At 36.8% G+C, this 12,173-nt stretch carries 9 protein-coding genes; 8 read left to right on the top strand and 1 reads right to left on the bottom strand.

Annotated features, from left to right (window positions below; genetic code table 11):
• Positions 1-9 precede the first annotated feature (9 nt).
• From aceF to B6C84_RS09635, 7 genes are all read left to right on the top strand, one after another.
• Entirely contained in the window at positions 10-1,602 is a 1,593-nt protein-coding gene (aceF, locus tag B6C84_RS09605) for a pyruvate dehydrogenase complex dihydrolipoyllysine-residue acetyltransferase (protein WP_086354243.1), read from the top strand.
• Positions 1,603-1,618: 16 nt separating this feature from the next.
• Positions 1,619-3,043 carry a dihydrolipoyl dehydrogenase gene (gene lpdA / locus B6C84_RS09610; protein ID WP_086320196.1) on the top strand — a complete coding sequence of 475 codons (1,425 nt, stop codon included), beginning with the start codon at positions 1,619-1,621 and terminating at the stop codon, positions 3,041-3,043.
• 423 nt (positions 3,044-3,466) lie between these two features.
• The gene (gene prfA / locus B6C84_RS09615) at positions 3,467-4,552 is read left to right on the top strand and encodes a peptide chain release factor 1 (RefSeq protein ID WP_065579244.1); all 1,086 of its coding nucleotides are present in this window, start codon (positions 3,467-3,469) and stop codon (positions 4,550-4,552) included.
• The gene (gene prmC / locus B6C84_RS09620) at positions 4,549-5,385 is read left to right on the top strand and encodes a peptide chain release factor N(5)-glutamine methyltransferase (protein WP_065579243.1); all 837 of its coding nucleotides are present in this window, start codon (positions 4,549-4,551) and stop codon (positions 5,383-5,385) included. Before prfA ends, prmC begins: the two co-directional genes overlap by 4 nt.
• 17 nt (positions 5,386-5,402) lie before the next feature.
• Entirely contained in the window at positions 5,403-6,257 is an 855-nt protein-coding gene (gene kdsA / locus B6C84_RS09625) for a 3-deoxy-8-phosphooctulonate synthase (protein ID WP_086320205.1), read from the top strand.
• A gap of 443 nt (positions 6,258-6,700) precedes the next feature.
• Positions 6,701-8,116: an OprD family outer membrane porin gene (locus B6C84_RS09630; RefSeq protein WP_086320195.1), complete on the top strand. Its 1,416-nt coding sequence runs from the start codon at positions 6,701-6,703 to the stop codon at positions 8,114-8,116.
• Positions 8,117-8,125: 9 nt separating this feature from the next.
• Positions 8,126-10,804 (top strand): beta-N-acetylhexosaminidase, encoded by a 2,679-nt coding sequence (locus B6C84_RS09635; protein WP_086354242.1) that lies wholly within the window; start codon positions 8,126-8,128, stop codon positions 10,802-10,804.
• Between the two features lie 67 nt (positions 10,805-10,871).
• On the opposite strand, the gene rraB is transcribed toward B6C84_RS09635, so the two are convergent.
• On the bottom strand, positions 10,872-11,267 hold the full coding sequence (gene rraB / locus B6C84_RS09640) for a ribonuclease E inhibitor RraB (protein ID WP_065579240.1): 396 nt from the start codon (positions 11,265-11,267) through the stop codon (positions 10,872-10,874).
• A gap of 70 nt (positions 11,268-11,337) precedes the next feature.
• Between rraB and rnm the strand changes: the two genes are divergently transcribed.
• Complete coding sequence (gene rnm / locus B6C84_RS09645; RefSeq protein WP_065613484.1) at positions 11,338-12,168, top strand: RNase RNM; 831 nt, start codon at positions 11,338-11,340, stop codon at positions 12,166-12,168.
• Positions 12,169-12,173 lie beyond the last annotated feature (5 nt).

Here is a 12,173-nt window from a genome sequence, read left to right on the forward strand (position 1 = left end):
TAAAAAATAATGACTATTGAAATAAAATTACCCGATATCGGAAGTGATGAAGTTGAAGTAACAGAGATTTTAGTTAAAGTTGGCGACAAAGTGGATGTAGATCAATCGCTATTGACCGTCGAAGGTGATAAAGCGTCAATGGAAATTCCTGCTCCACAAGCAGGAATTGTAAAATCAATCATTGTTAAAATCGGCGATAAAGTTACCACTGGTGTAAGTATTATGGAATTTGATGACAGCGAAACAGAGGCTGCAGCAGATAAACAACAAACGACCGCACCAGTTGCCGCATCATCAGCAGCCCCAAGCGCAAGCCAAGTGGTTGATGTTAATGTACCTGATATTGGTGGTGATGAAGTTGAGGTCACTGAAATTTTAGTTAAAGTTGGTGATTCAGTTTCCGTTGATGATTCTCTTATAACAGTAGAAGGCGATAAAGCCTCAATGGAAGTGCCTGCTACTATTGCCGGTGTTGTGAAAAGCATTTCAGTAAAAATTGGTGATAAAGTTAAAACTGGCTCAAAAATTATGGAATTTGAGACAGTAGCTAGCAGTGCACCAGTAAAAACTGATGTCGCACCTGTGGCAGCAGAAAAACCAGCTACTGCAGCTCCAGTTGTGAATACTAACAATAATTCTGCTGCGCCAGCCACACCTGCAAATACCAATGAATTTGTAGAAAATGATGCTTATGCACATGCAACTCCTTCTGTTCGTCGTTTAGCTCGCGAGTTTGGTGTTAACCTTGCTAAGGTACAACCGACTGGCCCTAAACATCGTATTTTACGTGAAGATATTCAAGCTTACGTAAAAAATGCTGTCAAACAGGTTGAAAATGGTGGCGCTGGCGGTGCATTACCTGGCTTATTACCGTGGCCAAAAGTTGATTTTAGTAAATTTGGTGAAGTTGAATCATTGCCATTAACTAAAATTCAAAAAGTATCAGGTGCCAACTTACATCGTAATTGGGTAATGATTCCACATGTTACTGAGTTTGATGAAACAGATATCACTGAATTAGAAGCTTTCCGTAAACAACAAAATGCCGAAGCGGAAAAGAAAAAACTGGATCTGAAAATTACGCCACTAGTGTTTATTATGAAAGCAGTAGCCAGCGCTTTAACCGCTTATCCTCGTTTTAATAGTTCATTGTCTGAAGATGCACAAACTCTTATCATCAAAAAATACATTAATATCGGTGTAGCCGTTGATACGCCTAATGGTTTAGTTGTGCCGGTATTTAAAGATGTGAATAAAAAAGGCATTATTGAACTTTCTCGGGAACTTGCAGAAATTTCCAAAAAAGCTCGTGATGGCAAACTAACCGGTAGTGATATGCAAGGTGGTTGTTTCACCATTTCTAGCCTTGGTGGTATCGGAACGACTTCATTTACACCAATTGTAAATGCACCTGAAGTAGGTATTTTAGGTGTATCTCGTTCTAGTATGAAACCAATTTGGAATGGTAAAGAATTTACACCACGTCTAATGTTACCTTTATCATTATCATTCGATCACCGAGTAATTGACGGGGCTGATGGTGCACGCTTCTTAAGCCATATTGTTAATGTTTTATCCGACTTACGTCGATTAGTGATGTAGTGGGGGGAAATTAATTATGAGTCAAGAAGTTAAAACACAAGTTGTTGTCTTAGGAGCTGGTCCAGCGGGTTATTCTGCTGCCTTCCGAGCAGCCGATCTTGGATTAGATGTTACCTTAGTAGAACGTTATTCAACTTTAGGTGGTGTTTGTTTAAATGTTGGTTGTATTCCATCTAAAGCATTACTCCATGTTGCCAAAGTAATGGATGAAGCAAAATCATTGACTGAACATGGTATTCATTTTGGTACGCCTAAACTTGAATTAGATAAAGTTCGTGGTTGGAAAGAAAAAGTTATAAATCAACTAACTAATGGACTTGCAGGCATGGCTAAAATGCGTAAAGTCAATGTTATTCAAGGTGAAGCACAATTCACTGGTAGTCATACCATGGATGTTACTTCATCCAAAGGTATAACTAAAATTACTTTTGATAATGCTATCATTGCCGCTGGTTCAAGACCGATAACTTTACCATTTATCCCACATGAAGATCCTCGCATTTGGGATTCGACAGATGCATTAGCATTAACTACTATTCCTAAAAAACTACTTTTAATGGGTGGTGGTATTATCGGTTTAGAAATGGGGACGGTTTATCATGCATTAGGCTCAGAGGTAGATGTGGTTGAAATGCTTGATCAGGTCATTCCAGCAGCCGATAAAGATGTGGTGAAAGTCTTTACTAAACAAATTCAAAAGAAATTTACTTTAAGATTAGAAACTAAAGTAAGTACTGTTGAAGCAAAACATGATGCAATTTATGTCACCATGGAGAAAAAAGACGGAACCATTGAAACTCATACTTATGATGCGGTACTAGTGGCAATAGGTCGTACTCCAAATGGTAAACTGATCAACGCTGAAAAAGCCGGTGTAAATGTGACTGATCGTGGCTTTATCGAAGTCGATAAACAGATGAGAACGAATGTGCCTCATATTTATGCTATTGGTGATATTGTTGGTCAACCGATGCTAGCGCATAAAGGTGTTCATGAAGGTCATGTGGCAGCAGAAGTTATTGCTGGTAAAAAACATTATTTTGATCCAAAAACTATACCATCAATTGCTTATACTGAACCTGAAGTTGCTTGGGTAGGTTTAACTGAAAAAGAAGCAAAAGCAAAAGGTTTAGATTATGAGGTTGCTATATTCCCATGGGCGGCATCAGGTCGAGCGATTGCTTCTGATTGTTCAGAAGGGATGACTAAATTAATCTTTAATAAAGCTGATAATCGTCTTCTTGGTGGTGCTATCGTAGGGGCAAATGGTGGTGAATTGCTTGGTGAAATTACCTTAGCTGTTGAAATGGGATGTGATGCAGAAGATATTGCCTTAACCATCCATGCTCACCCAACGTTACATGAATCAATAGGTTTAGCGTCTGAGATTTATGAAGGATCGATAACTGATTTGCCGAATGCGAAAGCAGTTAAAAAATAGAGACTTTTTATTTTATTGTTATCATTGAAATAATGCCGTTAGTTTGCTAACGGCATTTTATTTTTCTAATCAAGATTTTTAAAAATTTAAAATATTCAATATATTGGGTTATGGCTTAAAAAGCATCCAAATCAATAACATCATCAATCATAATGATGTTCATCATAGGGATAAACATTAAAGCCAAATTAAATACTACAGAGTCCTACGAAATTATCTGTACCAAACTCATTTAATCTTAATAGAAAATTTTGAGGAAAGGGGTTTTTTAATCAAAAATAACCAACTAATTTTAAAATAAATATAAAAAATAACCTTATATTAATGATTATTTCGCTATTATAAGTAGGAACTGTATTTTAAAGGCAATTAAGTATATAATGCCGGGCTAATTCATTTAATCATTAGCCAAAATACAGAGTTATGAAACCTTCAATTATCAGCAAGTTGGAAACGTTACAAGAGCGTTACGAAGAGGTTCAAGCATTACTATCTGATGCAGCGGTTATAGCCGATCAAAACCGATTTCGTACCCTTTCAAAAGAATATGCGCAGTTAACCGATGTGGTTAAATGCTTCGCTAATTGGAAGCAGACACAAGAAGATATTGAAACTGCCAAAATGATGCTTTCTGATCCAGAAATGAGTGAAATGGCTCAAGAAGAGTTAAACGAAGCATTAAGCCAAGTAGAACAGCAAGAAAAACAATTACAAGTTCTATTGTTACCTAAAGATCCAAACGATGATTACAACTGTTTTGTTGAAGTCCGAGCCGGTACTGGTGGTGATGAAGCGGCTATTTTTGCTGGTGATTTAGCCAGAATGTATACTCGCTATGCTGAATCTCGCAATTGGCGTGTCGAAATCATGAGTTCAAATGATGGAGAACATGGCGGATACAAAGAAGTTATCATGCTAGTGAGTGGTGATGGTGTATATGGACAGTTAAAATTTGAATCTGGTGGCCACCGAGTTCAACGTGTACCAGAGACTGAATCACAAGGACGAATACACACATCGGCCTGTACTGTTGCTGTTTTACCAGAAATTCCAGAGGCTGAAATGCCAGAAATCAATCCTGCAGATTTGAAAATTGATACTTATCGATCATCAGGGGCAGGTGGTCAGCATGTTAATACTACTGATTCAGCAATTCGTATTACCCATATTCCAACTGGCATTGTAGTTGAATGTCAGGATGAACGTTCACAGCACAAAAATAAAGCTAAGGCGATGTCGGTATTGGCTGCCCGTATTCAAGATGCTGAAATGCGTAAACGTCAACAAGAGGAAGCATCAACCAGACGTAATTTACTTGGTTCAGGTGATCGTTCAGATCGTATTCGAACTTATAACTATCCTCAAGGTCGAGTTACAGATCATCGTATCAATCTTACTATTTATCGTCTTGATGAGGTCATGGAAGGTAAATTGGATATGTTGATTGAACCAATTGTACAAGAATATCAAGCAGATCAACTTGCAGCGTTAGCGGAACAGGATGAATGACCTATTTACAATGGCTTAAATCTGCATCACAAACTTTAACCGACAGCGAAAGTCCAAAACGTGATGCTGAAATTTTATTAAGTTTTGTCACACATAAAACACGAACCTTTTTGATGGCTTTTAGTGAAACATTATTAACTGATGATGAACTAATTGCTTTAGATGGTTATTTAAAAAGACGTCAAGAAGGGGAACCCATTGCCTATATCACTGGAGAAAAGGAATTTTGGTCATTGAAGTTTAATGTTTCCAATTCGACCTTAATTCCAAGACCAGATACGGAAAAAGTTGTTGAATTAGGTTTAGAGTATTTGCCTAAAGTCCCTTGTGAAGTTTTAGATTTGGGAACAGGAACCGGTGCTATCGCGATTGCTATGGCCACTGAGCGACCAGATTGTTTATTTACTGCGATTGAGAAAAATAAAGATGCTTTGATTTTAGCCCAAAAAAACGCCAATCAAATAGGCGTGAACAATGTTTATTTTTTGCAAGGTGATTGGTATAAACCAATTAAAAATCGTAAATTCTCAATGATAACCAGTAATCCTCCATATATTGAGCCAACTGATATTCACCTATCTCAAGGCGATGTTCGCTATGAACCAAGAAGTGCCTTAGTTTCTGAGGATGATGGCCTTGCTGATATTAAAGTAATAATTCAAGGGGCTACCAAGCATTTAAATCAATATGGTTGGCTGCTTATCGAGCATGGCTGGAAGCAGGGCTTAGCGGTACAAACTATCTTTAAACAACATGGATTTCAATTAGTTGAAACCATAACCGACTATAGTGGCAATGACAGAGTCACCCTAGGTCGTTGGTTTAAACCTTAACTAGGAATAAATTTATGATTAAACAAAAAAGAGTAAAAGTCGGTAATATTACGGTAGCTAATGATTTACCATTTGTATTATTTGGTGGTATGAATGTGCTTGAATCTCGCGATTTAGCGATGAGAATATGTGAGCACTACGTAACAGTAACCGATAAATTAAATATTCCTTATATCTTTAAGGCTTCTTTTGATAAAGCGAATCGTTCATCGGTTCACTCTTATCGAGGACCAGGATTAGAAGAAGGAATGAAAATATTCCAAGAATTAAAACAGCAGTTAGGGGTTAAAATTATTACTGACGTGCACACTGAAGAACAGTGTCAACCAGTGGCTGATGTTGTTGATGTTATTCAATTACCGGCTTTTTTAGCAAGACAAACTGATTTAGTTGTTGCAATGGCTAAAACAGGTGCTGTAATTAATGTAAAAAAACCTCAATTTGTTAGCCCAGGCCAAATGGGTAATATTGTCGAAAAATTTGAAGAAGCAGGTAATGACCAAGTGATTCTTTGTGATCGTGGTAGCTGCTTTGGTTATGATAACTTAGTGGTTGATATGCTTGGCTTTAATGTCATGAAGAAAGTCAGCCATGGATCGCCAGTGATTTTCGATGTAACTCATGCATTACAATGTCGTGATCCAATGGGGGCAGCATCAGGTGGTCGTCGTGGTCAAGTTACTGAGCTTGCTCGTTCGGGAATGGCCGTTGGTATTGCAGGACTATTTTTAGAGTCTCATCCAGACCCGAGTAGTGCAAAATGCGATGGACCTTCCGCATTACCATTAGCCAAACTCGAACCTTTCTTAAAACAGATGAAAGCCATTGATGAACTCGTTAAAAGCTTTGCAGAGCTTGATACTGAAAACTAATTTAACTTCAAAATGACTAATTATTAAGAGAAATGCTATGCATTTCTCTTTTTTATTGCCTGTTTTTTATCAACGACTTGTTTTTAATTATTACTCTTTGCTAATTCCTTTCTTAATGTCATCGCCATGTCATCACTCCAAAAGTTATAAAAAATAATTAATTTATTCTGTAAAAAAAGCGTGGCGAATTTCACAAAAAAAAGCCAAATTTTTATTTTTTTGGTGATTCAGATCACGAATTTAGATTAATTAATTTGCGAACTAAAATATGTTTATGCATTATAAAAATACATATTTATCCTATTTCTACCTTAAATATGTTTCAAAAATGTTGTTTAGATAGCAATTCAATGTAGTAATAAATTCAGTTTGACTTATAAAAACCAATTAGCTATTAGGGAATTTAGTGGTCAGTTACACAGTATAATTTTAGGGAAGCAACTATGAATCATAATAATTTACCGGTTTTACCCTGTCGTTTTAATCTTTTTACTAAACTTTTTTTATCTATAACTGTTTTAACCAGTATATGCCCAGCACAAGCTGAGTATGTCAGTAATTTTGTCGATGATGCATCATTAACTGGAAACATATTTTTCTGGAATCGTGATCGGGAAAGAAAAAACCTTGACGAACATAAATACGAAAAAAACCTCAGACATTCATCATTTAATACCAATTTAGACTTTAGGTCAGGTTATATTGCCGATCGACTTGGTATTGAATTAGGTGGTTATGGCGCTTGGGAAGTCAGTAATGGCGGTAACGGGCATCCAAATGAGATTGGTTTTAGTGGTGCTAATACTCGTTGGAATGAAGATTGGAAAAAAGATGTTAGTGGCTTAAGTTTTTATAAAGCACAACTTAATTTTAAACTTGATGAGTTGTTTTGGATCAAGGCCGGTTATATTCAACCTTCTGGACAAACTTTATTAGCTCCGCATTGGAGTTTATTACCAGGTACTTATCGGGGAGCAGAAGTTGGCACCGTACTTGATTTTGATGCTGCTGGTGCTTTATCCATGTCCTATATGTGGACAGATAAATACAAAGCGCCTTGGTATAAACGCCTCTATGAATTCAAACGCTGGGGAAAAGGCAAAAAAATCGATTTTTTACACTCAGCCGGTATGAAATATGATTTTAAGAATGATCTTGTACTCGAAAGCGCCTTTGGCCAAGCTCAGAATTACATGAATCAATTTTTTGCGAAAGCTTCTTATAAAACAGATGTGTTAAATAATCCACTAACCATGAGTTATCAGTTTTATGGTGCTAAAGACCAATCTCATAAAGGCGCCAATGTTTATGATGGTTTAGCGTGGTTACAAGCAGCTACTTTAGGTTACCAAGTTGGTCCTGTTGGTTTACGACTTGAAGGTGTGTCTGTAAAAGCAGAAGGGGAGCAAGGATTCTTCTTACAACGTATGACGCCTGATTATGCCTCATCTAATGGGCGATTAGATGTTTGGTGGAATTCTCGTTCTGACTTTAATGCCAATGGCGAAAAAGCCGCATTTTTTGAGGTGACATATGATTTAGGCCATCTAAATCATTATTTGACTGGTTGGAAAACCGGCGCATCTTATGCTTATGGTTGGGATGCCAAACCAGATTCAAAAGCAAAAAATCAAAAAAATCGTTTAGTAGAATCGGCTTATAATTTTGATTTAGGTTATACAATTCAAGATACATGGGCTAAAGATACTTCATTCCAATTACACTACACTAAATATAACAACCATGAAAATCATATCAACAGCTGGGGCGGTGGTTATGGCAACATTTTCCAAGATGAACGTGATATTAAATTTATTGTTACTTTCCCTTTCACCATTTTCAATGCTAAACAAAAATAGGTAACCGATATGAAAAAGTTTAAATCAGCTATACTTGCTACTTCGATCACATCATTATTAACTCTAGGAGCCAGTCAATCGGTTAATGCATCACAACAAATAGTTGATACGATGAGTTCACAACTGCGTTTAAATTATCAAATAGTCGATAATAATGCCGTTAATGATGGGGTAGATTGTGCAGCATTGGGCGCAGATTGGGCTTCTTGTAACAAAGTGACCCTAACGCTTAAAAACAACGGTCCAGCAATAACCAGTAAAGATTGGGCTATTTACTTTCATAATATTCGTATGATTTTAGCGGTTAATAATGACCAGTATAAAATTACCCACGTCACCGGTGATTTGCATAAATTAGAACCAACAGAGAAATTTACCAAAATTCCTGCTAACTCACAGGTAACTATCCCAATTATTGGTGAATATTGGCAAATAAGTGAAAGTGATGTGATGCCTCGCTGGTATGTAACTTCAACTGATGCTAAACCTAAAATAATTGCCAACACCAATACTGATTCTGATAATTTATCGGCATTTGTGGCTCCATTAGGTGAACAATGGAAGATATCACCTAATGACCATAATATATTAATGACCCCCAAAAACCGCTATCAACGAAATAATGATATTCAAAAAATTGATGCTGATTTATTAAAAGGTCAAATTTTACCAACACCAGTTAAATTAACGGTTGGTAAAGAATCTATTACCCTAAATCAAAGTGGTGTTAATCTCATACTTAATGGCTTAGCAAAACCAAGCCAATTAGTGTTAGAAAAGCATTTCAAACAATTAAATATTGCTGTGACAAAGCAAGGGTTTAAAGTCAATGCATCAATTGATAAAACTGCATTTGAAAAAGGTGTAAATGGCAGTTATAAACTAGATATAACCCCACAAGGTGCAACTATCGTAGCATTTGATGAAAGTGGAATTTTTTATGCTGTAGAATCGATATTATCGTCAATAACAGTTAGTAAACCGCAAATTATTAACACACTTTCAGTTGAAGATGCCCCTCGTTTTGATTATCGAGGTATGATGCTAGATACCGGTCGAAATTTCAAAAGCAAAAAAGCGGTATTACAGTTACTTGATATGATGTCGAAATATAAAATGAATAAATTTCATTTTCATTTAAGTGATGATGAAGGTTGGCGAATTGAGATCCCCGGCTTACCAGAACTCACGGATTTTGGTAGTAAACGTTGTCATGATTTAACTGAAAAACAGTGTCTATTACCACAACTTGGATCTGGGCCAAATAGTGATAATAATGGCAGTGGCTACTTTACTCGCGCAGATTATATCGAAATCGTTAAATATGCCAATGCGCGATTTATTGAAGTTATTCCAGAAATCGACATGCCAGCCCATGCCAGAGCTGCTATCATGTCAATGGAAGTGAGATATCAACGCTTAATGAAGCAAGGAAAAACCGAAGCTGCGAATGAATATCGATTACTTGATCCTACTGATACTTCGAATACTACTACGGTGCAATTCTACAATCGCCAAAGTTATCTAAATCCATGTTTAGATTCTTCGAAAAAATTTGCTGATAAAGTAATTAGCGAAATAGCCAAAATGCACGTTGAAGCTGGACAACCGATTTCAACATGGCATTTTGGTGGTGATGAGGCTAAAAATATTCACTTCGGCAACGGTTACCAAGATATTCATGCCGCGCAAAAAGAGGCGGGTAAAGGTTTAATCGATCAAAGTATCGAAGATCATCCATGGGCAAAATCACAAGCGTGCCAAACTTTTGTTAGTAAAGGTGTTGTAGAAAATATCGAGCATTTGCCAAGTTATTTTGCTATTCAAGTAAGTAAAATCATCAAAAATAATGGTATTAATCGCATGCAAGCTTGGCAAGATGGCGTAAAATTTGCTTCCAACGCCAAAGCTTTTGCTACCGATGAAGTGGTGGTCAATTTCTGGGATAACTTATATTGGGGAGGATACGATTCAGTCAATGAGTTTGCCAATAAAGGCTACAAAGTGATAGTTTCAAATCCTGATTATGTCTATTTAGATATGCCTTATGAAGTTAATCCAAAAGAAAGTGGTTACTATTGGGCTTCACGCTTTAATGATGAACGCAAAATATTCAGTTTTGCACCGGATAATTTACCGCAAAATGCGGAAACCTCATTCGATCGCAACGGTGACGCCTTTGCAGCCAAAGGTACCATGGATTGGCCAGGCGCCTATGGCTTATCAGCACAAATCTGGACGGAAAATATTCGCACCGACGATAAATTGGCCTACATGGCTTATCCTCGACTATTGAGTGTTGCCGAACGTGCATGGCATAAAGCTGATTGGGAAAATAATTATCAAAAAGATCGCGAATTTGAAAAAGGTAAAACACAATATGTTGATCAGCAAAAACTGCTAAATGATTGGAATCAATTTGCTAATTTAATTGGCCAACGAGAATTAGCTAAATTAGATCTTGCTTCAATTAACTATCGCCTTCCTGTTCCTGGAGCGAAGATTGAAGATGGCAAATTAGTTGCTAATGTTGTTTTTCCTGGCTTAACTATCGAATATTCAACCGATAAAGGCGAAAATTGGCAGGCTTACAATGGCCCTGTAGCGATAAATAACAACGCTTCGGTTTCGCTTCGTACAGTAACGGCTGATCATAAACGAACTAGCCGTGTTGAACAATTAAATTAAATGTTAACACTGTTCTTATCCGTCTGGTGGCGGATAAGAATAGTCATAATTAACCGCTGATTATTTATTAATGAATGGTCTCGCTAACGTCATCTTCATCGAATTGGTCATCACTACCATCTTCAAAATAGGTTCCCCAACCGTCATAATTAACGTTAAATTGGTTTGCCAGTGTAATGATTTCGGCGATTTGCGCATTAATTAATTCAGCATTTAATGGACTTTCAGTAATAATATCAAAACCAATTACCACATTACCTGCATCATCAACATCTTCGTCAGGATCGGTTGCCTCATAGCCTAATTTATAAGCTTCAACAGCGACTTTTTCTAGTTTATCAAAGTTTTGTGATGAAATATGATGTTCAATAATATACAGCGCATGTGGATCACTTCCATCTTCTAAAAGTTCTTGAATAATAGCTAGCGTATCTTGCTGAGCAAGCTGAATTTGATCTTTCATAATATACCTTTTAGTGGTCGTGCAAATTGTGTGGTATATTACACGTTTAAAAATAATTTTCGAGAAAAAAGTGATCGTTGACTTACATTCGCACACAACTGCATCAGATGGAATTTTAACGCCAAGTGAACTGGTCAAAAGAGCTGTTGATAATCAAATCAATATGCTAGCGATTACCGATCACGATACTATCAAAGGCTTGATAGAAGCGAAAGCGACCATAGAACGAGATAATTTGCCAGTTAAATTAATCTATGGTGTTGAAGTGTCAACAATGTGGAAGAATAATGAAATTCATATTGTTGGTTTGAATATCGACATTGAAAATTCTCACTTGCTTGAATTATTAACTGCACAAGAACAAAGTCGTATTGATAGAGCAATCAGTATTAGTGAAAAATTAGCTAAAGTGAGCATCGACAATGCTTATGAGCAAGCCCAACAATTTTCTAAAGGTGATATTGTATCTCGAGCTCATTTTGCCCGCTTTTTAGTCGCTAATAATTATGTTAAAGATATTAAACGCGCATTTAAAAAATATCTGGGTAAAAGTGGTTATGCCTACGTTCCTGCCAAATGGTGTAGTATTGCTGATGCGGTTAATGCGATACATGCAGCAGGTGGACAAGCGGTGTTAGCACACCCGACACGCTATGATTTGACCTTAACTAAACTAAAATTATTAATTAGTGAATTTAAATCATATGGTGGTGATGGTATTGAAGTTTCTCAGAGCCGCCAAACTCAAGATGATTTACAACGATTAGCAAAATTGGCTAATGAATTTGAATTACTTGCATCACAAGGTTCGGATTTCCACGATTTGCTTAATTACCTTGATCTTGGTAAAACTACACCATTGCCTGGTAGTGTTACACCTATTTGGCATAACTGGATATAATAAAT

Source organism: Gilliamella apis, from assembly GCF_002142155.1.
Lineage (GTDB): Bacteria > Pseudomonadota > Gammaproteobacteria > Enterobacterales > Orbaceae > Gilliamella > Gilliamella apis.

What these genes read in the sequence shown, in the direction of transcription:
- aceF (WP_086354243.1), top strand. Translation starts at nt 10, where the DNA reads ATGACTATTGAAATAAAATTACCCGATATCGGAAGTGATGAAGTTGAA.
- lpdA (WP_086320196.1), top strand. Translation starts at nt 1,619, where the DNA reads ATGAGTCAAGAAGTTAAAACACAAGTTGTTGTCTTAGGAGCTGGTCCA.
- rraB (WP_065579240.1), bottom strand. Translation starts at nt 11,267, where the DNA reads ATGAAAGATCAAATTCAGCTTGCTCAGCAAGATACGCTAGCTATTATT.
- prmC (WP_065579243.1), top strand. Translation starts at nt 4,549, where the DNA reads ATGACCTATTTACAATGGCTTAAATCTGCATCACAAACTTTAACCGAC.
- B6C84_RS09635 (WP_086354242.1), top strand. Translation starts at nt 8,126, where the DNA reads ATGAAAAAGTTTAAATCAGCTATACTTGCTACTTCGATCACATCATTA.
- B6C84_RS09630 (WP_086320195.1), top strand. Translation starts at nt 6,701, where the DNA reads ATGAATCATAATAATTTACCGGTTTTACCCTGTCGTTTTAATCTTTTT.
- prfA (WP_065579244.1), top strand. Translation starts at nt 3,467, where the DNA reads ATGAAACCTTCAATTATCAGCAAGTTGGAAACGTTACAAGAGCGTTAC.